This window comes from Pseudomonas ekonensis (genome assembly GCF_019145435.1).
Taxonomy (GTDB): Bacteria; Pseudomonadota; Gammaproteobacteria; order Pseudomonadales; family Pseudomonadaceae; genus Aquipseudomonas; species Aquipseudomonas ekonensis.
Genome location: NZ_JAHSTS010000001.1, coordinates 2,697,871 through 2,721,431, shown reverse-complemented (window position 1 = coordinate 2,721,431; position 23,561 = coordinate 2,697,871). Strand labels below are relative to the sequence as shown.

Annotated in this window: 14 protein-coding genes; 8 read left to right on the top strand and 6 right to left on the bottom strand. The window is 66.5% G+C overall.

Annotated elements, in window-relative coordinates; all coding sequences use genetic code 11:
* Positions 1-47: 47 nt before the first annotated feature.
* The 6 genes from KVG96_RS12000 to KVG96_RS11975 all read left to right on the top strand — a co-directional run bounded on the left by KVG96_RS12000 (position 48) and on the right by KVG96_RS11975 (position 12,360).
* Positions 48-1,355 (top strand): MdtA/MuxA family multidrug efflux RND transporter periplasmic adaptor subunit, encoded by a 1,308-nt coding sequence (locus tag KVG96_RS12000; protein WP_217892263.1) that lies wholly within the window; start codon positions 48-50, stop codon positions 1,353-1,355.
* On the top strand, positions 1,352-4,447 hold the full coding sequence (locus KVG96_RS11995; protein WP_217892262.1) for an MdtB/MuxB family multidrug efflux RND transporter permease subunit: 3,096 nt from the start codon (positions 1,352-1,354) through the stop codon (positions 4,445-4,447). Before KVG96_RS12000 ends, KVG96_RS11995 begins: the two co-directional genes overlap by 4 nt.
* Positions 4,448-4,547: 100 nt before the next feature.
* Entirely contained in the window at positions 4,548-7,655 is a 3,108-nt protein-coding gene (locus KVG96_RS11990) for an efflux RND transporter permease subunit (protein WP_217892261.1), read from the top strand.
* Positions 7,652-9,121 (top strand): efflux transporter outer membrane subunit, encoded by a 1,470-nt coding sequence (locus KVG96_RS11985; RefSeq protein ID WP_217892259.1) that lies wholly within the window; start codon positions 7,652-7,654, stop codon positions 9,119-9,121. Before KVG96_RS11990 ends, KVG96_RS11985 begins: the two co-directional genes overlap by 4 nt.
* 295 nt (positions 9,122-9,416) lie before the next feature.
* The gene (locus KVG96_RS11980; protein ID WP_217892258.1) at positions 9,417-11,501 is read left to right on the top strand and encodes a putative bifunctional diguanylate cyclase/phosphodiesterase; all 2,085 of its coding nucleotides are present in this window, start codon (positions 9,417-9,419) and stop codon (positions 11,499-11,501) included.
* Between the two features lie 112 nt (positions 11,502-11,613).
* Positions 11,614-12,360: an SDR family oxidoreductase gene (locus KVG96_RS11975; RefSeq protein WP_217892257.1), complete on the top strand. Its 747-nt coding sequence runs from the start codon at positions 11,614-11,616 to the stop codon at positions 12,358-12,360.
* An 84-nt stretch (positions 12,361-12,444) separates the two neighbouring features.
* Here the strand turns inward: KVG96_RS11975 and KVG96_RS11970 are convergent, their stop codons facing one another.
* The 6 genes from KVG96_RS11970 to KVG96_RS11945 form a co-directional block, all read right to left on the bottom strand.
* Positions 12,445-13,521 carry a GGDEF domain-containing protein gene (locus KVG96_RS11970; protein ID WP_217892256.1) on the bottom strand — a complete coding sequence of 359 codons (1,077 nt, stop codon included), beginning with the start codon at positions 13,519-13,521 and terminating at the stop codon, positions 12,445-12,447.
* Positions 13,522-13,525: 4 nt separating this feature from the next.
* Complete coding sequence (locus KVG96_RS11965; protein WP_217892255.1) at positions 13,526-14,383, bottom strand: DUF4434 family protein; 858 nt, start codon at positions 14,381-14,383, stop codon at positions 13,526-13,528.
* A complete protein-coding gene (locus KVG96_RS11960; protein ID WP_217892254.1) occupies positions 14,383-17,541 on the bottom strand; it encodes an NfrA family protein in 3,159 nt (1,052 codons plus the stop codon). The genes KVG96_RS11965 and KVG96_RS11960 overlap by 1 nt, the downstream gene beginning before the upstream one ends.
* Complete coding sequence (gene nfrB, locus KVG96_RS11955) at positions 17,538-19,712, bottom strand: cyclic di-3',5'-guanylate-activated glycosyltransferase NfrB (RefSeq protein WP_217892253.1); 2,175 nt, start codon at positions 19,710-19,712, stop codon at positions 17,538-17,540. The genes KVG96_RS11960 and nfrB overlap by 4 nt, the downstream gene beginning before the upstream one ends.
* Complete coding sequence (gene wecB, locus KVG96_RS11950; RefSeq protein ID WP_217892252.1) at positions 19,709-20,863, bottom strand: non-hydrolyzing UDP-N-acetylglucosamine 2-epimerase; 1,155 nt, start codon at positions 20,861-20,863, stop codon at positions 19,709-19,711. The genes nfrB and wecB overlap by 4 nt, the downstream gene beginning before the upstream one ends.
* Positions 20,864-21,037: 174 nt before the next feature.
* Positions 21,038-21,475: a thioredoxin family protein gene (locus KVG96_RS11945; protein WP_217892251.1), complete on the bottom strand. Its 438-nt coding sequence runs from the start codon at positions 21,473-21,475 to the stop codon at positions 21,038-21,040.
* A gap of 514 nt (positions 21,476-21,989) precedes the next feature.
* Between KVG96_RS11945 and KVG96_RS11940 the strand changes: the two genes are divergently transcribed.
* On the top strand, positions 21,990-22,838 hold the full coding sequence (locus KVG96_RS11940) for a transporter substrate-binding protein (RefSeq protein ID WP_217892250.1): 849 nt from the start codon (positions 21,990-21,992) through the stop codon (positions 22,836-22,838).
* 51 nt (positions 22,839-22,889) lie between these two features.
* On the top strand, positions 22,890-23,552 hold the full coding sequence (locus tag KVG96_RS11935) for an amino acid ABC transporter permease (RefSeq protein WP_007960243.1): 663 nt from the start codon (positions 22,890-22,892) through the stop codon (positions 23,550-23,552).
* The last annotated feature ends 9 nt before the right edge of the window (positions 23,553-23,561 follow it).

Here is a 23,561-nt window from a genome sequence, read left to right as displayed (position 1 = left end):
ACCAGTGCTTATCGTTCAGCCTCCCGTAACAGAAGCCCACGCGCCCTATGGTCAATCACTCGATGCAATCGTCCCCCCGTCATTCCCGTCGCTGGCTGCTCAGCCTGCTTGTGTTGGTGGCCGTCGCCGGCCTGTGCTGGAAATTCTGGCCCGCCGGCACCGCCCACAAGGAGGGCGGCGAGAAGGCCCAGGCCGGCCACACCGGCCGTTCGGGGATGATGCGTCCGGGGTTCGGCGGCGGCTCGGGGCCGGTGCCGGTGCGTGTCGCGCCGGTGGTCAAGGGGGATTTCCCGCTGTACTACAAGGCGCTCGGCACGGTGACCGCGCTCAACACCATCAATGTGCGCAGCCGGGTCGGCGGCGAAGTGGTGAAGATCTGGTTCGAAGAGGGCCAGATGGTCAAGGCCGGCGACCTGCTGGCGGAAATCGACCCGCGCCCGTACCAGAACGCCTTGCTCCAGGCCGAGGGCACCCTGCTGCAGAACCAGGCGCAACTCAAGAACGCCCAGGTCGATGTCGAGCGCTACCGCGGCCTGTACAAGGAAGACAGCATCGCCAAGCAGACCCTGGACACCGCCGAAGCGCTGGTCGGCCAGTACCTGGGCACGGTCAAGACCAACCAGGCGGCGGTCAACGACGCCAAGCTCAATCTTGAGTTCACCAAGATCCGCGCGCCGATCGCCGGCCGCGTCGGCCTGCGTCAGCTCGATGTCGGCAACCTGGTGGCGGCCAACGACACCACGGCCCTGGCGGTGATCACCCAGACCCAACCGATCAGCGTCGCCTTCACCTTGCCGGAAAACAGCCTCGACACCGTGCTCGCCCGCTACCGCAGCGGCGCCAGGCTGCCGGCCGAGGCCTGGGACCGCGGCGACACCCGCCTGCAGGCCACCGGCGTGCTGCAGAGCCTGGACAACCAGATCGACGTGGCCACCGGCACCCTGAAGTTCAAGGCGCGCTACGACAACCGCGACCAGTCGCTGTTCCCCAACCAGTTCGTCAACGTCCACCTGCTGGCCGATACCCTCAAGGGCGTGCTGCTGGCCCCGTCGGCGGCGATCCAGTTCGGCACCAACGGCACCTTCGTCTACGCGATGGACGGTGACAAGAAGGTCACCCTGCGTCAGTTGAAGATCGGCGCCAGCGACGGCGACAACACCGTGGTCACCGAAGGGTTGGCGCCCGGCGACCGCGTCGTGCTGGAAGGCACCGACCGTCTGAAGGAGGGCAGCGAGGTGGAAGTGGTCAACGACAGCCAGGACGTGCCGGCCACCCCCACCGGCCACCTGCAGGGCAAGTCCGCGGCCGGCGCGCCTGATGCGGCCGCCGGCGACAAGGCCAAGAAGGGCGCATGAACATCTCACGGCTGTTCATCCTCCGCCCGGTCGCCACCACCCTCAGCATGCTGGCCATCGTCCTGGCCGGCCTGATCGCTTACCGCCTGTTGCCGGTGTCGGCCCTGCCGCAGGTCGACTACCCGACCATCCGGGTCATGACCCTGTACCCCGGCGCCAGCCCCGATGTGATGACCAGTGCCGTGACTGCGCCGCTGGAGCGCCAGTTCGGGCAGATGCCCGGCCTGACGCAGATGGCCTCCACCAGTTCCGGCGGCGCCTCGGTGCTGACCCTGCGCTTTAGCCTCGACATCAACATGGACGTCGCCGAACAGCAGGTGCAGGCCGCGATCAACGCCGCCACCAACCTGTTGCCCAGCGACCTGCCGGCACCGCCGGTGTACAACAAGGTCAACCCGGCGGACACCCCGGTGCTGACCCTGGCCATCACCTCCAAGACCATGCTGCTGCCCAAGCTCAACGACCTGGTCGATACGCGCATGGCGCAGAAGATCGCCCAGATCAGCGGCGTCGGCATGGTCAGCATCGCCGGCGGCCAGCGCCAGGCGGTGCGGATCAAGGTCAACCCCGAGGCGCTGGCGGCCAACAGCCTGAACCTGTCGGACGTGCGCACCCTGATCGGCGCATCCAACGTCAACCAGCCCAAGGGCAACTTCGACGGCCCGACCCGGGTGTCGATGCTCGACGCCAACGACCAGCTCCGGTCACCCGAGGACTACGCCAACCTGATCCTGGCCTACAAAAACGGCGCGCCGCTGCGGCTCAAGGACGTCGCGCAGATCGTCGACGGCGCCGAGAACGAGCGGCTGGCCGCCTGGGCCAACCAGAACCAGGCCGTGCTGCTGAACATCCAGCGCCAGCCCGGCGCCAACGTGATCGAGGTGGTCGACCGGATCAAGGCGTTGCTGCCGAGCATCACCGACAACCTGCCGGCGGGCCTTGAGGTCACCGTGCTCACCGACCGCACCCAGACCATCCGCGCCTCGGTCACCGACGTGCAGCACGAGCTGCTGATCGCCATCGCCCTGGTGGTGATGGTGACGTTCCTGTTCCTGCGCCGGGCCAGCGCCACCATCATTCCGTCGGTGGCGGTGCCGCTGTCGCTGATCGGCACCTTCGGCGTGATGTACCTGGCCGGTTTCTCGGTGAACAACCTGACCCTGATGGCCCTGACCATCGCCACCGGTTTCGTGGTGGACGACGCGATCGTGATGCTGGAGAACATCGCCCGGTTCATCGAGGAGGGCGACAGCCCGATGCAGGCCGCGCTCAAGGGCGCCAGGCAGATCGGCTTCACCCTGGTTTCCCTGACCCTGTCGCTGATCGCCGTGCTGATTCCACTGCTGTTCATGGCCGACGTGGTCGGCCGGCTGTTCCGCGAATTCGCCATCACCCTGGCCGTGGCCATCCTGATTTCCCTCGTGGTGTCGCTGACCCTGACGCCGATGATGTGCGCCCGCCTGCTCAAGCGCGAGCCGCAGGCCCACGAACAGGGCCGCTTCTACCGGGCCAGCGGCGAGTTCATCGACTGGATGATCGCCGTCTACGGCCGGATGCTGCAATGGGTGCTCCGGCACCAGCCGCTGACGCTGCTGGTGGCCGTCGGCACCTTGGCGCTGACCGTGTTCCTGTACATGGCGGTGCCCAAGGGGTTCTTCCCGGTGCAGGACACCGGGGTGATCCAGGGCATTTCCGAGGCGCCGCAGTCGATTTCCTTCGCCGCCATGGGTGAGCGCCAGCAGGCGCTGGCCAAGGTGATCCTCGACGATCCGGCGGTGGAAAGCCTGTCGTCCTACATCGGCGTGGACGGCGACAACGCCACGCTCAACAGCGGCCGCCTGCTGATCAACCTCAAGCCGCACCGCGAACGTGACCTGAGCGCCGCCGACGTGATCGCCCGGCTGCAGCCGCAGGTGGACAAACTGGTGGGCATCCGCCTGTTCATGCAGCCGGTGCAGGACCTGACCATCGAAGACCGCGTCAGCCGCACCCAGTACCAGTTCAGCATGTCGTCGCCGGACGCCGACCTGCTGAGCCTGTGGAGCAAACGCCTGGTCGACGCCCTGGCCCAACGTCCCGAACTGACCGACGTGGCCAGCGACCTGCAGGACAAGGGCCTGCAGGTGTACCTGGTGATCGACCGCGATGCGGCCTCGCGCCTGGGCGTGTCGGTGTCGAACATCACCGACGCGCTGTACGACGCCTTCGGCCAGCGGCAGATCTCCACCATCTACACCCAGGCCAGCCAGTACCGCGTGGTGCTCCAGGCCCAGGCCGGGGAGAAGATCGGCCCGCAGGCGCTGGACCAGATCCATGTCAAGACCACCGACGGGGCCCAGGTGCGCCTGTCGAGCCTGGCCCGTGTCGAGGAACGCCAGGCGCAACTGGCGATCACCCACATCGGCCAGTTCCCGGCGGTGATGATGTCGTTCAACCTGGCGCCGGGCGTGGCGCTGGGGCAGGCGGTCGACATCATCGAGCAGGTGCAGAAGGACATCGGCATGCCGCTGGGGGTGCAGACCCGCTTCCAGGGCGCGGCCGAGGCGTTCCAGGCCTCGTTGTCGAGCACCTTGCTGCTGATCCTGGCGGCCGTGGTGACCATGTACATCGTGCTGGGCGTGCTGTACGAGAGCTATATCCACCCGGTCACGATCCTCTCGACCCTGCCGTCGGCGGCGGTCGGCGCCTTGCTGGCGCTGCTGCTCAGCGGCAACGACCTGGGCATGATCGCGATCATCGGCATCATCCTGCTGATCGGCATCGTCAAGAAGAACGCGATCATGATGATCGACTTCGCCCTCGACGCCGAACGCCATCAGGGCATGGCGCCCGAACAGGCGATCTACCAGGCGGCGCTGCTGCGCTTCCGGCCGATCCTGATGACCACCCTGGCCGCGCTGTTCGGTGCGGTGCCGCTGATGCTGGCCACCGGCTCCGGCGCGGAGCTGCGCCAACCGCTGGGCCTGGTGATGGTCGGCGGCCTGCTGGCCAGCCAAGTGCTGACGCTGTTCACCACGCCGGTGATCTACCTGTACTTCGACCGGTTGGGGCGTCGCTTCGGCAAGTCCGCCAACGAAGAGGTGGCGGTATGAAGGCCATGGCCGGTTTCAAGCGTCAAGCTGCAGGAAAAGAGCGGATCCCGTGTGGCTTTCCTGCTTGTGGCTTGCGGCTTGCGGCTAGTGGTTGCCACCCATGAATCTCTCTGGCCCTTTCATCAAACGCCCCGTGGCGACCATGCTCCTGAGCCTGGCGATCATGCTGCTGGGCGGCGTGAGCTTCGGCCTGCTGCCGGTGTCGCCGCTGCCGCAGATGGACTTCCCGGTGATCGTCGTGCAGGCCAGCCTGCCCGGCGCGAGCCCCGAGGTCATGGCCTCGACGGTGGCCACGCCGCTGGAGCGCTCGTTCGGCGCCATCGCCGGCGTCAACACCATGAGCAGCCGTTCCAGCCAGGGTTCGACCCGGGTCATCCTGCAGTTCGACCTCGACCGCGACATCAACGGCGCGGCGCGGGAAGTGCAGGCGGCGATCAACGCTTCGCGCAACCTGCTGCCCAGCGGCATGCGCAGCATGCCGACCTACAAGAAGGTCAACCCGTCCCAGGCGCCGATCATGGTGCTGTCACTGACCTCCGACGTGCTGGAGAAGGGGCAGCTCTACGACCTGGCCTCGACCATCTTGTCCCAGAGCCTGTCCCAGGTGCAGGGCGTGGGCGAGGTGCAGATCGGCGGCAGCTCCCTGCCGGCGGTGCGCATCGAGCTCGAGCCCCAGGCCCTGAACCAGTACGGCGTGTCCCTGGACGACGTGCGCAAGACCATCGACGGGGCCAACGTGCGCCGGCCCAAGGGCTCGGTCGAAGACGGCCAGCGCCTGTGGCAGATCCAGGCCAACGATCAACTGGAGAAGGCCAAGGACTACGAGTCGCTGATCATCCACTACGCCGACGGCGCAGCCCTGCGCCTCAAGGACGTGGCCAAGGTCAGCGACGGCGTCGAGGACCGCTACAACAGCGGCTTCTTCAACGATGACGCGGCGGTGCTGCTGGTGATCAACCGCCAGGCCGGGGCCAACATCATCGAGACCGTCAACGAGATCAAGGCCCAGCTGCCGGCGTTGCAGGCGGTGCTGCCGGCCAGCGTCAAGCTGAACCTGGCGATGGACCGCTCGCCGGTGATCAAGGCCACCCTCCACGAGGCCGAGATGACCCTGCTGATCGCCGTGGCGCTGGTGATCCTGGTGGTGTTCCTGTTCCTGGGCAATTTCCGCGCCTCGCTGATCCCGACCCTGGCGGTGCCGGTGTCGCTGGTGGGCACCTTTGCGGTGATGTACCTGTACGGCTTCTCGCTGAACAACCTGTCGCTGATGGCGCTGATCCTCGCCACCGGCCTGGTGGTGGACGACGCCATCGTGGTGCTGGAGAACATCTCCCGGCACATCGACGAGGGCGTCAAGCCGATGCGCGCGGCGTACATGGGCGCCAAGGAAGTCGGCTTCACCCTGCTGTCGATGAACGTGTCGCTGGTGGCGGTGTTCCTCTCGATCCTGTTCATGGGCGGGATCATCGAAAGCCTGTTCCGTGAGTTCTCCATCACGCTGGCGGCGGCCATCGTCGTCTCCCTGGTGGTGTCGCTGACGCTGACGCCGATGCTCTGCGCCCGCTGGCTCAAGCCCCATGTGCCGGGGCAGGAGAACCGCCTGCAGCGCTGGAGCCGGCGCACCAACGACTGGATGGTCGGCAAGTACGCCACCAGCCTCGACTGGGTGCTGCGCCACCGGCGCCTGACGCTGTTGAGCCTGATCGTCACCGTCGGCGTCAACGTCGCGCTGTACGTGGTGGTGCCCAAGACCTTCATGCCGCAGCAGGACACCGGCCAGCTGATCGGTTTCGTGCGCGGTGACGACGGCCTGTCGTTCAGCGTGATGCAGCCCAAGATGGAGATCTTCCGTCGGGCGGTGCTCAAGGACGAGGCGGTGGAGAGCGTCGCCGGCTTCATCGGCGGCAGCAACGGCACCAACAACGCGTTCATGCTCGTGCGCCTGAAGCCGATCAAGGAACGCAACCTGTCGGCGCAGAAGGTCATCGAGCGCCTGCGCAAGGAAATGCCCAAGGTGGCCGGTGCGCAACTGATGCTGATGGCCGACCAGGACCTGCAGTTCGGCGGCGGCCGCGAACAGACCACCTCGCAGTATTCCTACATCCTGCAGAGCGGCGACCTGGGCGCGCTGCGCGAGTGGTACCCGAAAGTGGTCACGGCGCTGCGGGCCTTGCCGGAGCTGACCGCCATCGACGCCCGCGAGGGCCGCGGGGCGCAGCAGGTGACGCTGATCGTCGACCGCGACCAGGCCAAGCGCCTGGGCATCGACATGGACATGGTCACCGCCGTGCTCAACAACGCCTACAGCCAGCGGCAGATCTCCACAATCTACGACAGCCTCAACCAGTACCGGGTGGTGATGGAGGTCAATCCGAAATACGCCCAGGACCCGGTGACGCTCAATCAGGTGCAGGTCATCACCGCCGACGGCGCACGGGTGCCGCTGTCGACCATCGCCCACTACGAAAGCAGCCTGGAGGACGACCGGGTCAGCCATGAAGGCCAGTTCGCCTCCGAAAGCATTTCCTTCGACATGGCCGAAGGCGTGACGGTGGAGCAGGGCACCGCCGCCATCGAGCGGGCCATCGCCAAGGTCGGCCTGCCGGAAGACGTGATCGTGAAGGTGGCCGGCACCGCCGACGCCTTTGCCGCCACCCAGAAGAGCCAGCCGTTCATGATCCTCGGTGCGCTGCTGGCGGTGTACCTGGTGCTGGGCGTGTTGTACGAAAGCTACATCCACCCGCTGACCATCCTGTCCACGCTGCCGTCGGCCGGGGTCGGCGCGTTGCTGTCGATCTACGCGCTGGGCGGCGAGTTCAGCCTGATCTCGCTGCTCGGGCTGTTCCTGCTGATCGGCGTGGTGAAGAAGAACGCGATCCTGATGATCGACCTGGCGCTGCAACTGGAGCGCCATGACGGCCTGTCGCCGCTGGAGTCGATCCGCAGCGCCTGCCTGCAACGCCTGCGGCCGATCCTGATGACCACGCTGGCGGCGATCCTCGGCGCCTTGCCGCTGCTGCTCAGCCGCGCCGAAGGCGCCGAAATGCGCCAGCCGCTGGGCCTGACCATCATCGGCGGGCTGGTCTTCAGCCAGGTGCTGACCCTTTACACCACCCCGGTGGTCTACCTCTATCTCGACAAGCTGCGCCACCGCTTCAACCAATGGCGTGGCGTGCGCACCGATGCCGCTCTGGAAACTCCGCTATGACTGACCGTTCGCTTATCCACCTGGCTTCCGTCCGCGGCTCGCGTCTGCTGAGCCTGTCGCTGTGCGTGGCGATGCTCAGCGCCTGCGCCGTCGGCCCGGACTACCAGCGCCCGCAGACCGCCGAGATCGCCCAGTACAAGGAAGCCGAGGGCTGGCGCCAGGCCAGCCCCAGCGACTCGCTGGCCCGCGGCGCCTGGTGGGAGCTGTACGGCGACCGCCAGCTCAACGAACTGATCGAGAAGCTCAACAGCGCCAACCAGACCGTCGCCCAGTCCGAGGCTCAGTACCGCCAGGCCCAGGCCCTGGTGCGTGACGCGCGCGGTGCGTTCTACCCGAGCATCGACCTCAGCGCCGGCAAGACCCGCTCCAGCCAAGGCACCGGCAGCAGCAGTTCGAGCCTGAGCAGTTCCTCCAGCGGCATCCGCGACACCTACAACACCCAATTGGGCGTCAGCTGGGAGGCCGACATCTGGGGCAAGCTGCGCCGCGGGCTGGAGGCTGACGAGGCCAGCGCCCAGGCCAGTTTTGCGGACCTGGCGGCGATGCGCCTGAGCCAGCAGTCGGAGCTGGTGCAGAACTACCTGCAGCTGCGGGTGATCGACCAGCAGAAGCGCTTGCTCGAATCGACCGTGGCGGCGTACGAACGCTCGCTGAAGATGACCATGAACCAGTACAACGCCGGGGTCTCCGGGCGTGACGCGGTGGCCCAGGCCCAGACGCAGCTGAAGACCACCCAGGGCGACCTGGTGGACCTCATCTGGCAACGGGCGCAGTTCGAGAACGCTATCGCGGTGCTGACCGGCCAGCCGCCGGCGCAGTTCAAGCTGGCCGAAACCCAGGACATCCCGAAGCTGCCGCAGATTCCCCTGAGCCTGCCGTCGCAGCTGCTGGAACGGCGCCCGGACATCGCCTCGGCCGAACGCTCGGTGATCGCCGCCAACGCCAACATCGGCGTGGCCAAGGCCGCCTATTACCCGGATCTGACCCTGAGCCTGAGCGGCGGCTACAGCAGCAGTACGTCCCGGAACCTGATCAGCCTGCCGAACCGCTTCTGGTCGGTGGGGCCCAAGCTCAACCTGCCGCTGTTCGACGGCGGCCGCCGCTCGGCGGAAGTCGACCGCACCGAGGCGGTGTACGACCAGACTGTGGCCAAGTACCGGCAGACGGTGCTGGACGCCTTCCGCGAGGTGGAGAACTACCTGGTGCAGCTTAAGGTGTACGAGAACGAGGCGGGCGTGCGCCAGGAAGCCCTCGACGCGGCGCGGGACTCCCTGCGCCTGACCGAGAACCAGTACAAGGCCGGCCTCATCGCCTACATCGACGTGGTGGTGGTGCAGGCCACGGCGCTGAGCAACGAGCGCAGCGTGCTGAACGTGCTGCAGAGCCGCCTGATCGCCAGCGTGCAGTTGATCGCGGCGCTCGGGGGCGGTTGGGACGGCCAGCTGGAGATGAGCGACAGCCGCTGAGGGCGGCGGGTGCACTGTGGCGAGGGAGCTGGCTCCCGCGTGAGCGCGCAGCGCTCACTGGCCTCGTGACTGCTGCGCACCCCGGCGGGACGGTGCGGCGATCCGACAGGCTCCCTCGCCACAGGCAGCCCCAAGTGTCGTTCCAGAGCCGTTCACGCTCATCAAACAAGCGTTTCATCGGCTTGATGGCCAATTGATTACTTAGTCAGTGCGTTCTTCTGCGCAATCAGTACAATCGGCGCATTTGCCCCGACCCCAATGGACTGACCGCGGCGGGGTGGCCACGAGAATCGCCATGCTCATCGGTAGCTATTCCTTCACCCTGGTTTTCATTTCGCTGTGTGTCGCGATCCTGGCGTCCTACACCGCCCTCGACCTCACCGGGCGCATCGCCACCGCCAAGGGGCGGGCCGTGCATCTGTGGACCGCAGGCGGCGCGTTCGCCATGGGCATCGGCGTCTGGTCGATGCATTTCATCGGCATGCTCGCCTTCAAGCTGCCGATCAGCCTGGGCTACGACATTGCGATCACGGCGCTGTCGCTGTTGATCGCGGTGCTGTCCAGCGGTTTTGCCCTGTGGCTGGTCAGCCAGCCGAAACTGCCGGCCTGGCAGTTGGGCGTCGGTGCCTTGGTCATGGGCGCCGGCATCAGCGCCATGCACTACACCGGCATGGCGGCCATGCGCATGACGCCGGGGATCGACTACGACCCGACGCTGTTCGGCGCCTCCCTGATGATCGCCGTCGGCGCATCGGCGGCGGCGCTGTGGATCGCCTTCCGCCTGCGTCAGCATTCGCCCTACGTGCGACTGTTCCGCGCCGGGGCGGCAATCATCATGGGCATCGCGATCGTCGGCATGCACTACACCGGCATGGCGGCGGCGCGGTTTCCCGAAGGCAGCTTCTGCGGCGCCGCGCTCGACGGCCTGAACGGCAACGGGCTGGACAACCTGGTGCTGATCACCACCCTGGCGGTGCTGGCCATCGCCTTGCTGACCTCGATCCTCGACGCCCGCCTCGAGGCGCGCACCGCCGACCTGGCCCATTCCCTGACGGTGGCCAACCGCGAACTCACCCAACTGGCCCTGCACGACACCCTGACCGGCCTGCCCAACCGCATGCTGCTGGACGACCGGATCAACCAGGCCATGAAAAAGGTGCAGGAGCAGGGCGGCTGCTTCGCCCTGATGTTCATTGACCTGGACGGCTTCAAACCGGTCAACGATGCCTTCGGCCACCACATGGGCGACCAGTTGCTGCGCGAAGTGGCGGCGCGCCTGCGCCAGGACCTGCGCAGCATGGACACCCTGGCGCGCATCGGCGGCGACGAGTTCGTCCTGCTGGTGCGCCTGAACGAGCCCGACGATGCCCTGGGCCTGGCGGCCCGTCAGGTGGGGCTGATCGCGCAGTCGTTCCGGGTGGCCGACCACGAGCTGCAGATTTCCGCCAGCGTCGGCATCGCCCTGTACCCGGGCAACGGCCAGAACGCCCAGGAACTGCTGATGAACGCCGACGCGGCGATGTATCACGCCAAGGGCGGCGGCAAGAACGGCTACAGCTTCTTTGACGCCTCGATGAACAGCAACGCCCGCAAGCAATTGCAGCTGTTGCAGGATCTGCGCGCGGCCCTGGAGCACAACCAGTTCAGCCTGCATTACCAGCCCAAGTTCGACGCCGCCGACGGCCGTCCGGTCGGCGCCGAGGCGCTGCTGCGCTGGCAGCACCCCACCGACGGCATGCTGATGCCGGACAAGTTCATCGACCTGGCCGAGAAGACCGGCCTGATCATCCCCATCGGCGAGTGGGTGCTCAACGAAGCCTGCCGGCAGATGCGCGAATGGTATGTGCTGGGCTACACCGACTGGCGGATCGCGGTGAACCTGTCGGCGCTGCAGTTCTGCCACTCGGGCCTTGTGCAGAGCGTGGCCAAGGCCTTGGCCACCCATCACTTGCCGGCCAACAGCCTGACCCTGGAAATCACCGAAACCACGGCCATGAACGATGCCGACGCCAGCATGACGGTGTTGCAGGAGCTGTCGGACATGGGCGTCGACCTGTCCATCGACGACTTCGGCACCGGCTATTCGAGCCTGATGTACCTCAAGCGCCTGCCGGCCAACGAGCTGAAGATCGACCGCGGTTTCGTGCGTGACCTGGAGCACGACAGCGATGATGCCGCCATCGTCTCGGCGATCGTCGCGCTGGGGCAGGCGCTGGGGCTGCGGATCGTCGCCGAAGGGGTCGAGACCGGCGTGCAGCAGGACTTCCTCACCCAGTTGGGCTGCGATTCGCTGCAGGGCTACCTGCTGGGGCATCCGATGCCGGCGGAGCACTTCCTGCAGGGCGTGCGCCAGCGCAGCGGGCGTCTGGCGGCGGGCTGACCCGGTTCCCTCGCCACGGCGATCCCGATGGGCAATGTGCAGCCATGCAAAACCCGCCGATGGCGGTTATTCTTGCCCTCGACTGTCACGTGTGCATCGGGGGATAGCCAGCATGGATAAAGTCATTGTGATCACCGGCGGCGGGCGCGGGATCGGGGCCGCCACGGCGCTGTTGGCCGCCGCGCAGGGCTACCGGATCTGCATCAATTACCAGGCCGACGAGCAAGCCGCCCACCAGGTGCTCGACCAGGTGCGGGCCATGGGCGCGCAGGCCATCGCCGTACGGGCCGACGTCAGCATCGAGGACGAAGTGGTGGGCCTGTTCCACCGGGTCGACACGGAGCTGGGCCGTGTCACCGCGCTGGTGAACAATGCCGGCACGGTCGGCCACAAGTCGCGGGTCGACGAAATGTCCGAGTTCCGCATCCTCAAGATCATGAAAACCAATGTGTTGGCGCCGATCCTCTGCGCCAAGCACGCGATCCTGCGCATGTCGCCCAAGCACGGCGGGCAGGGCGGCAGCATCGTCAACGTCTCGTCGGTGGCCGCCCGCCTGGGTTCGCCCAACGAATACGTCGATTACGCCGCCTCCAAAGGCGCGCTGGACACCTTCACCATCGGCCTGTCCAAGGAAGTGGCGGGCGAGGGGATCCGGGTCAACGCGGTGCGGCCGGGCTACATCTACACCGATTTCCATGCGTTGAGCGGCGATCCGGACCGGGTCAGCAAGCTGGAGTCGGCGATTCCGATGGCCCGTGGGGGGCGGCCGGACGAGGTGGCGGAGGCGATTGTCTGGCTGCTCTCGGACAAGGCGTCCTACGCCACCGGCACTTTTGTCGATCTGGGCGGCGGGCGCTAGGCATCGCTGATGCTTGCCTGGTGGCCCTGCCGGCCAAGGGGCCGGCATCGGCACCCCGTACGGCCGGGTCGCGAAGATTCGCGATCAGCCGTGAAAGGTGTAGCGGTCCTTCCCCGTGTGCTTGGATTCGTACAGCGCTTCATCCGCCTTGATCAGCGCCTGGTTGAGGGTGTCGCCGTCCTCCACCCGGGTGACGCCGATGCTGATGGTCACCGGGTGCCGGGTCGGCCGTTCGCGCACGGTCCGGCACAGTTCGCCAGCCAGCGCCTCGACGTCTGCGTGGCGCACCCCGGCCAGGTAGATGGCGAACTCTTCGCCGCCCAGGCGCGCATATTCATACGGCGCCATGACCGACTTGATGTCCGCCGCAATGGCCTTGAGCACTTCATCGCCGACGTCGTGGCCGTACACATCGTTCACTTTCTTGAAGTTGTCGATGTCGATCATCGCCAGGTAGTGGTCCTGTTCGCGGGGGACGGCCATCAGGCGTTTTTCGGCGCGGGCCATGAACGAGCGGCGGTTGGGGATTTCGGTGAGGGTGTCGTTGTAGGCCTGGTCCAGCAGCAGCCGGGACATGATGTAGTTGTGCAGCTTGGCCTCGCGCAGCTTCAGGAACGTGTAGATGGTCAACCCGCAGAGGAAGACGCTGTAGCAGGCCGTCAGTACGCCCCTGAGCTCGAACAGGCCGATGTCGGTGCGCAGGAACGGGTTGAGCACCAGCCAGATCGTCACCTGCGCGGCATAGAACGACCAGCGGCTGATCGGCAGCACCGACGTGCTGTAGAGGACGCTGGAGGCGCCGAGCACCAGCCACGCCGGCTGGTAGCTGGACGGCAGACCCTCGATCAGCAGGCGCACGCCGAGGGTCATGGTCAGCACGAACAGCAGGTTGAGCACGTCGAAGTGCCGGGCCCGGCGGGTGAACAGCAGGATCACGGTCAGCATCGCGAAGACCACGAGAAACACCATCGAGCGCCAGGTGAAGCCCTGGCCGCCGAGAAAGCTCACGATCAGGTCGAAGATGACCCACACGCTGATGCTGGCGACGAAGATCAGCAGGCAGAACGAGCGCAGGCGCTCGAACTCATGCTGGATGAACTCGGCCCACAGCTCGGCGGGCGCGGTTCGCTTCAGGACTTCGTCTTCAATGGTTTTGTACATCGCTCTACTGATGTTCGCGCTGGTTGTCGAGGATCACCCGGCCCCACGGCCGATAGCGCAGGGAAAACACCGCGTAGGGGTGACAGCCGGCGGCGCTGGCGTCCGGCGCTGCGGGTTCGGCGCGGAACGGCTGGCCTTCGGCGCTGGTCTGGCGGAAGGCCTCGCGCACGATGCCCACGGAGCAGGGCAACGCCTGGGCGTAACCGTTGCGCACCAGCGGCGGCAAACGTGCGGTGCCGGCACCGTCCTGCCACCACACCTGAATGCCCGCCGAGCTCATCTCGCCCAGCCACTGGCCGTTGACCGTCGGCGCCAGCTTGCCGGCGCTGAACGCGCTGACATGCAGCGGCGCATCCAATTGGCCGGCGAAGTCCTTGAGCTGGCGTTGCAGGGTCGCCCGCCGGTCCGCCGCCAGAAAGTGCAGGTCGTCCAGCTCCAGCGGCAGATACCAGCCGGCGACCGGCAGTTTCCAGTCCTGGCGCAATGTCCGTTGCCGGGCCAGCGACCGTCCCAACTGCGCCTGCCAGTAGGTGCCGAGGCCGGCGCTGTCCAGCTCGTCGATGCGCCGGTAATAGGCCGGATCCATCGCCAGCCCGAGCACCAGTTCCAGGCCTTGGCGCTGCGCGAGCCTGAGGCTTCGGGCCAGCCAGCCGTCCGCGCCGCCGAAGTCCGAATCGCCATAGCTCGTCCACTGCACGATCAGCGTGCGGGTGCCCTGGCGGGCGGTGTCCTGCCAGATCTTTTGCCATTGCGCCTGGGTCAGCCGCGCATCGACGTTCAGCGGTTGGTAGAACACCCGGGCGTCGGCCCGCGCCACGGTCGCGCCCAGCAACAGGCAGAAAAACACTATCCATCGGGCCATCAGAAATTCCACTCCACACCCAGCAGCACACCGTTGCCGCCTTCATACAGATTGCCGCCCAGCGATTGCTGGTACTCGGTGCGCACCGTCAGTTTCGAGCGGTAGGCGTTGTAGCGGTCATCGTCGTACCACCATTGCCAGCGCAGGCCGACGCCGGTGCGCAAGTCCTGGCGCCAGTCGTTGCCGGGATCCTGGCTGGCGAACTCGAGGAAGCCGTACGGCATGAGGGTCTGCGCGCCGTTGAACGGCAGTTTCCAGGCATGGCCCTGCTGGAAGCGCGACAGCCATTGGTGGTCACCGGCCTTGGTCCACCACGCGGCGTCCAGGTAGAGGAAGCGTTCGTCCCAGTCGTTCTCGTCGACGCGCCAGTCGTTGCGGTACTGGCCCTGATCGAGGAACGAGGCGGTGGCGCGCAGCAGGTAGTCGGTGCTGGTGTGACCGTCCTGACGGTGGTCGCCGATCTGGTCCAGCAGCTTTTCCGGCACCAGCATCTGGCCCAGGTTCAGGCTATGGTTGTCATCGTCGTCGAACTGGCTCTGTTTGTAGATCTCGCCGTAGAAGTTGATGTTCTGCGTGCCCCACGGCTTGTAGCGCAGGCCGACGCCGGCGGCGAGGGATTCGGCGTAGCGCGAGCGGCCCTGGCCGCCGAGCAGCACCCGGCCATACACCGACAGCGTGCTGCCGGCGCGGCTCGGCTCTTCGCCCAGCGCATGGTCCCACATCGCCAGTTGCACGTTCTGCGAGTCGGAACGGCGGTTTGTGCCTTTGCTGTCGTCGGGGCGCACGAAGTCGTTGGTCGACACACCGGCCGGCGACCAAGTGCTGGCCAGCGTCCGGCTGTCGCGGCGCGACAGGGTTTCGTGGGCGCGGCGCTGACGGTAGCGCCGGGCTTCCATGCTGCCGTCCTCGTCGTCGGCGGCCACCGGGTTCTGCTCCAGGTCGATCACCCGGCGCAGTTCCCGGCGGGCCGACGCGCTGTCCTCGGCCTCGTCGTAGCGCCAGGCCAGGGTCTCGCCGAGGCGGTAGTCCTCGGGAAAGTCGCGGGTGGCCTGTTGCAGGTGCGGGATGGCGGTGGCGCGTTCTTCACGGGTTTCGGCGCCGGCCAGGCGCATGCCGTAGTCGGCGCGGTAGCGCGGGTTGGCCGGGTCGCGGCGCACGGCTTCGGCCAGCCACGCGGTGCTTTGAGGCAGGTCGCCGGCTTTCTGTGCCGTGACCGAGGCGGCGTAGAAGTGGCCGGCATCGGGTTGCTGCCGCAAGGCCTGGCGCTGGCGCTCCATGGCCTGGGCATGGTCGCCCCGGGCGTCGGCGATCGCCGCGCCGAGGGCCCATTCGTTGGCGCCGCGGGTGGTGCTTTGCTGCCAGTAGCGTTCGGCGGTCTGGCTGTCGCCGACGTTGAGCGCGCTGCGGCTGGCGGTGAGCCGGGCGTTGTCGCTGAGTTCCGAGGCCGGCAGGCTGCGCCAGAGGGCCAGGGCCCCGGCGGAATCGCCGGCCGCCTCCAGCGCATAGGCCAGCGGCAGGCGGCTGCCGCGGTCGCCGAGCTTTTCGGCCTGCCGGTAATACACGACGGCTTCCCCGGGCCGTTCCGGCATCGCGCAACGGCCAAGGGCGCGGAAGTCGCCGGCGGCCTGCGGCTGGCTGCCGATGGCTTGTCGCACGACGTCGCACTGGCCGTTCTCCGCCAGTTGCGCCAGCAGTTGGCCCCGGGTGGCGCCGTCGACGCGGCCCAGCAGCGATGCCATGCGCCGTTGCCGGGCTGGCGTCGTGCCGGCCGACGAAGCGTAGAGCCCGGCCAACCGCTGCAACGCGGTGGCGGGCAGGCGGCCGCCATGCCGGTCGTAGGCGTCTTCGAGCAGCGCTTGCGCGCGCTCGCGCTGCCCGGCGTTCAAGGCGATGTAGCTGGCCTGATCCAGCGACGCGAGGTTGCCGGTCTGCCGGTAATGGCGCTCCCACAGCCCGGCGGCGTCTTGGCTGCGGCCCTGTTTCTGCAACAGTTCGGCCCGGCGCTTGATCACCTCGGCGGTCTGCGGCTGGGCGGCGAGCCAGGCCATGACCTCGTCGTTCCGGCCCTCGGCCTGCCAGACGTCGAGCAGTTGCGCCTGCCGGCGGTTGTCCCAGGGTTGGGGCAGGCGGGTGGACTGCAACAGGTCGGTGGCCTGCAGGCGCTGGGCGAGTACCAGCCAGGCCTGCGGATCGTCCGTGGGGTTGCAGCGGCGCAGTTGGGCGCTGGCGGCCTCCGGGTCGTGCCGGGACAGCCACTCGACGGTCTCCAGGCACGGGCGCTGCAGATCGTTGCTCAGGCGCTGGACGCTGGCGCTGTCGCCGGTCTGCCGGGCCAGCTCCCACAGGCGCTGGCGCTGGGCCGGATCGGCCAGGTCGCTGGCCGGCAACGACTGCATCCAGCGTTGGGCTTGCTGATCGTGGCCCATGGCGATGGCGCGGTCGACCATCGCCAGACGGATCTTGCGCGCCGCTTCCGGGCTGGGGGCCTGCCGCAACAGGTCTTGCAGCGGCTTTTCGTCCAGCCGCTGCACGTAGGCGTTGGCCAGGCGTTGCCAGCCTTCGGCGTCGAGCTGCCTGCGGGCGGCCAGCGGCGCCAGTTGCTCGATGGTGCCGTTCCAGTCGCGCAACTGCTCGGACCAGTTGGCCCGGGCCAGGCGCAGGATGTTGTCGTCGCCCTTGGGCGCCAGTTGCGCCAGCCAGTCGTGGGCCCGGCCCGCGCCGCCGAACCTGGCCAGGCTGAGGCTGTAGGCCTGCCACAGGCGGATGCGGTCGTTCAGGCTGCTGGTGGCCATCCAGCCTTCGACCTGGGTGCTGGACGGCGGATCCTGCTCGATCCAGGTCAGGCGCAGGTCGAGCAGCCCGTCGCTGTCGTTGCCCAGCGCCTGCAAGGCGTCCTTGTAGCGGCGCTGCTTGGCCAGCGACTCCACCAGCAAGGCCCGGGCTTCGTCGTTTTTCGGGACCTTTTCCAGCAGGTGGCGCATCAGCCGTTCGACTTCCTTCCAGTTGCCTTTCTTGGCTTCCCGGTAGCTGCGGTCCATGTAGGGGTAACTGCGGAACTGCTCGAAATCGCTCAGCGGCGCGGCCAGCGACGGCTGCGCGCTCAGGCCGAGCAACAGGCTGCCCATCAGCAGGGTGCGGCGGTTGACGACAGGCTTCATGCGACCTCCCGGACGATGCGGTAGGCGGCTTGCTGTTCGCTGGCCTGGTCGGCCAGGGCCTGCTCGAGGATCTCCTGGGTGATCATGCCCCGTGAGATGAGGTGTTCGCCCAGGGACATGTGCTCGGCATCGAAGTCGATCAGGGCCTGATTGAACAGGGTCGGCGGCACCATGCCGCGCACCTGCAGCAGGTTGCCCAGCAGCACCTGGTGATGGCTGACCCGCTCAAGCAGGGCTTCGTCGTCCTGATGACGTTCCAGCACTTGCAGCATATGACGCACTTCCTCGGTCTGGCGGGGGCTCGCGTACCAGTGGCGGATCCCCAGGGTGACGCGGCCCTGGGGCGCCAGACGGCAGCGCACGGGGCGTTTGAGTTGACGGCCGATCGCGCCGAGCGAGACCTGGCTGACCGGGCCTTCGGAGGCCAGCACCAGGGTGTCGCCGTCCTCGGCCACCGGCAGCACGCCGTAGTGCGAGGCCACGCGGCGCGGCACGGCGTCGATCAGGCGTTTGTCGAGCTTGAACGGATTGAGCGGCGCCCATTCCAGGTCCAGCTGTTCGGCCAGGGTCTGCACCAGTTGCGTGCTGTCGATGTGTTCGCGCAGCAGCAGTTCGCGGCCGAGCCGGCGGCGCACCGGACTGGTGATCGCGGCTTCGAGCTGCTCTTCGCTGAGCAGGCCTTTCTCCACCAGCCGGTGGCCGAGCGGGGTGCGCTGGGCCTTGGTCAAGGCCGGGAACTCGTGGGTGGTCTTGTCCCACGCCACGCGCCGCGAGTCGCCCATTTCCATGACTTGGCGCAGGGCGCGCAGGTTGGCGAAGAAGTTGACGAAGTTGCTCCACATCATCCGCGGCGCCGACAGCAGGCCTTCGACGATCCCGTAGTAGCGGGTGACGAACCAGCCGCGCTGGAACAGGCGGTTGAGCAGCATCAGGCCGTTGAGCCACAGCAGCGCCGAGAGCAGCGCGCTGTCGGCCAGGATCGACGGATAGCGCCAGGCCTCCGGGGCGATCACGGTGATCAGCCACATCGCCAAAAGCACCAGGAACAGCAGGTTGACCATGAAGCTCAGCAGGTAGGCGATCAGCCCGCGCCGGTCGCGCCACAGGAAGTAGTTGAGCAGGCCCTTGCGGCTCCAGCCCAGGTTCTTGGTGCCCTGGAACACGATGCCGACGATCCAGCGCGACTTTTGGCGGATGGCATGTTGCAGGTCACGGGGAAAATGCTCGCGCACGCAGATCACCTGGGCGAACTCGCGGTTCATGCCGAACACCCAGGGCTGTTCCAGCGCCAGCTTCGGATCGCTCACCGAATAGCGGGCGAAGATGCACTTCATGCCTTTCTGCTTGAGGCGGAAGCCGATGTCATAGTCCTCGGTCAGGCTCTGCACGTCGAAGGCGATGCCGTCGCCGTCCTCGAGCAGCGCGCTGATCGCCTTGCGGCTGAAGCACGTGCCGACCCCGGCGCTCGGCACCTGGCCGGTCAGGGCCTCGCGCACGATCACGTCCTTGCCGTGGTTCTCAGCGAACTCGTCCACGTAGTGGCCGGCGGTGAAGCCTTTCCATTCCGGCGCGTAGGGGTAGACCGGGATCTGGATCAGGTCCTTGTTCGGCAGCAGGTAGTTGTAGAGGCGCAGCTCCATCGGCGAGATCACGTCTTCGGCGTCGTGCAGGATGAAGCCGGCGAACTGGATCTTCGCTTCGTTCTCGAACCGGAAGATCGCGTCGATGATGTTGTTCAGGCAGTCGGCCTTGCTGGTCGGCCCCGGGCGGGCGCACACCACTTTGTGCACGTTGGGGTAGTGCAGGCAGACCGCGTCGACGTCGGCCTGGGTCTCGGCGTCGTTGGGGTAGGTGCCGACGAAGATCTGGTAGTTCTCGTAGTCGAGGGTCGAGGCGGCCAGGCGCGCCATCTCCCCGACCACGCCGACCTCGTTCCAGGCCGGCACCATGATCGCCAGCGGCTTTTCCGGAATCGCGTACAGGCGCTCCTCGTCGGCGCGCTTGAATTTTTCGTAGATGCGCCAGCGCCGGATGAACTTGCGGCCCCAGTACACCAGGTCGATGAACAGGTCATCGAGGCCGAGGATGAACATCAGCAGGGCGAGAAGGATCGCCACATATTTAAGACCGAACAGCACGTACGCGAAGAAATCGACCCAACCCAGGCTCATACCCCGTTACCCGCCGCCGAGCGTGCGCTCAGCCAGGCGTGGAGGCGGGTGGCGATCAGTTCGCTGGCGTGGCCGTCGCCGTATGGGAAGTGCACGCGGCTCATGCGGGTGTAGGTCGCTTCGTCGTCGAGCAACTGGCTGGCCTCCTGGACGATGCGCGCCTTGTCGGTGCCCACCAGCACCATGGTGCCGCTCTCCAGCACCGACGGTCGCTCGGTCACGTCGCGCAGCACCAGCAGCGGTTTGCCGATGGCGGGCGCTTCCTCCTGCACGCCGCCGGAGTCGGTGAGGATGAAATGCGCGCGGCCCATGAGCCAGACGAAGTGAGGGTAATCCTGCGGGGCGATCAGGTAGAGGTTGGGCTTGCCCGCCAGCATGCCGTACACCACTTGCTGCACCTGGGGGTTGAGATGGACCGGGTAGACGAACTGCACGTCCGGGTAGCGCTCGGCCAGTTCCGCCAGCGCTTCGCAGATGTTGTTGAAGCCGCCGCCGAGGTTTTCCCGGCGGTGGCTGGTGATCAGCACCATCCGGCGGTTGTCGTCGAGCGCGGCCAGGGGGGAGTCGGCGGCCGGGTGCCAGCCGGTCTCGCGCTGGTGCTCGCGCATCCACAGCAAGGCGTCGATCACGGTGTTGCCGGTGATTTCCAGGTTGTCCTGGGGCACGCCCTCGCGCAGCAGGTTGGCGGCGGACTTGGAGGTCGGCGGAAAGTGCAGGTCGGCGATCACGCCGGTCAGGCGCCGGTTGGCTTCTTCCGGCCACGGCGCGCGCAGGTTGCCGGTGCGCAGCCCGGCTTCGACATGGCCGATGGGCAGTTGGCGGTTGAACGCGGCGAGGGCGGCGATGAAGCTGGTGGTGGTGTCGCCGTGCACCAGGACGATGTCCGGTTTGACCCGCCCGTAGGCCTGGTCGAGTTGTGTGAGCAGATGTTGCGAGAGGCCGTTCAGGGTCTGGCCCTGGGTCATCACTTGCAGGTCTTCATCGACGGTGAGTTCGAAGGCGTCGAGCACCTGGTTGAGCATTTCCCGGTGCTGGCCGGTGGAGCAGATGTTCAGTTGGATGTCGGGCCACTGACGCAGAACCCGGGCCAACGGGGCCATTTTGATGGCCTCCGGTCGGGTGCCGAAAACCATCATGACTTTAAAGGACATGGACCCCTCCTGGGACGTGAGCGCACGACGGCCGTGGGCCGGCGCGCTGGATCTCGTGTTGAGAAATGAAAGAAAAGCAGCCGGATCGGAGCTTGTCCAATCCGGCCCGGAGCGCGATTGATGTCCATCAGTTGGAACGAAAGTACCAGTGATGATGGCTCTTAGGTGGCACTTTCAGGAAAAGTTCCGTCGGCGTGCATCGGGGATGGTGCGCAGGGTGCGCAAGGTGACGTGGAGCCAGTTCAGGTCATGGCACCGCCGGCGTCGGCGGTGCCGGGAGGGCGGCTTGACCCTGCCGACGTGCAGGGCGAAGTCTTGCCTGAGGGTGTCTTCGGTGCCGATGCCCTTGAGTTTCTTCATCAGCTTGCCGTCCCGGTAGAACAGCACCGTCGGTGTCCCGGTGACGTTCGGATGCCGGGGCGCATCGCGAGTGTTGAGCATGTAGATGTCGGCGCGCTGCCGGTACGGCTCGGCGACATGCCGGAAGATCGGGCCGGCCATTTCGCAGGCGGGGCAGTGTTCGTTGGTGAAATACAGGATCACCGGGCGCCAGGTCTTCAGGGCCTTGCGGTAGGTGGGGGGCAGCGTTGCAAGAGGTGGGATCGCCTTCATCAGAGACTCCTCCAGACGACCGTTAAAGGTTTCCTGACGTTAAGGCAGGGAAGGAGGCGGGTCTACTGTCAGAAATTACAGGTGGGCTCGGAAAACGCGTACTTTTCCCACACAAATACAGGAGCGCCCCGACATTTGATCGTTACCGTCATTGCGGTGGGGAAACGTGACGGAGCAGATGTGTACAACGCAGCCGCGCAGCGCTGACTTCCCACCCTTTTTCAGCGCCTGACGCACCTCTTTCTGATTCCCCGGTTCTTGCCTCGCACCAATCCCGCTCCAGTTGCCCCCATTGAGTACCTGTTACCCGCCCCCTGTGGCCATCGGTAGCGCTCGACGCCATCGGGGTGAGTTGCGCCGCTTTCCCTCGTTCAACGTATCTCCTTGATTCCCTGAAATTTTCAATCCGGCACAGATTCCCATCGAATCCTGTGGCACACTTTCTGCTGTCTATTCCGTTGTTACATACCAAGTTCCGGTATAGCGGAATATACATCCTCCAGGAGTCCTTGCCATGCATCGCCGTCCTTCATTGTTCAAAGCGTGTGTTTTCGTTCTCGCGGCTTCGTCCGCCGTTGCGGGCATGGCCCAGGCGGCCGACAGCAAGCTCGACAGTGTCCTGGCCCGGGGCAAGCTGATCGTGGGCACCGGCAGCACCAACGCGCCATGGCACTTCCAGGGGGCGGACGGCAAGTTGCAGGGCTTCGATATCGACATCGCCCGGATGGTGGCCAAAGGGCTGTTCAACGACCCGGGCAAGGTCGAGTTCGTGGTGCAGTCGTCCGATGCGCGGATTCCCAACCTGTTGACCGACAAGGTCGACATGAGCTGCCAGTTCATCACCGTCACCGCCAGCCGCGCCCAGCAGGTGGCGTTCACCCTGCCGTACTACCGCGAAGGCGTGGGCCTGCTGCTGCCGGCCAACAGCAAGTACAAGGAAATCGAAGACCTGCAGGCCGCCGGCGACGGCGTGACCGTGGCCGTGCTGCAGAACGTGTACGCCGAAGAACTGGTGCACCAGGCGCTGCCCAAGGCCAAGGTCGATCAGTACGACAGCGTCGACCTGATGTACCAGGCGGTGAACTCCGGTCGCGCCGATGCCGCCGCCACCGACCAGTCTTCGGTCAAGTACCTGATGGTGCAGAACCCCGGCCGCTACCGCAGCCCGACCTATGCCTGGAGCCCGCAGACCTACGCCTGCGCGGTCAAGCGCGGCGACCAGGACTGGCTGAACTTCGTCAACACCACCCTGCATGAAGCCATGACCGGCGTGGAGTTCCCGACGTACGCGGCCTCGTTCAAGCAGTGGTTCGGCGTCGACCTGCCGACCCCGGCCATCGGTTTCCCCGTCGAATTCAAATGATCCCGTGAGAGCGGGGCGATGCGCGTCGCCCCGCTCAAGGTACTGCCAACCATGAACTATCAGTTGAACTTTGCCGCCGTGTGGCGCGATTTCGACACCTTGCTGGCGGGGCTCGGACTGGGCCTGGAGCTGGCGCTGGTGTCGATCGCCATCGGCTGCGTGATCGGCCTGCTGATGGCGTTCGCCTTGCTGTCCAGGCATCGCGCCCTGCGGGTGCTGGCCTCGGTGTACGTGACGGTGATCCGCAACACGCCGATCCTGGTGTTGATCCTGTTGATCTATTTCGCGTTGCCGAGCCTGGGGATCCGGCTGGACAAGATCCCGTCGTTCATCATCACGCTGTCGCTGTACGCCGGGGCCTACCTGACCGAGGTGTTCCGCGGCGGGCTGCTGAGCATCCCGAAAGGGCAGCGCGAGGCCGGTCTGGCCATCGGCCTGGGCGAGTGGCAGGTGAAGGCCTACGTCACGGTGCCGGTGATGCTGCGCAACGTGCTGCCGGCGCTGTCGAACAACTTCATTTCGCTGTTCAAGGACACCTCGCTGGCCGCCGCCATCGCGGTGCCGGAACTGACCTATTACGCACGCAAGATCAACGTCGAGAGCTACCGGGTGATCGAAACCTGGCTGGTGACCACGGCGCTGTACGTTGCGGCCTGTTACCTCATCGCCATGCTGCTGCGTTACCTGGAGCAGCGTCTGGCGATCCGCCGATAGGAGGCTGCG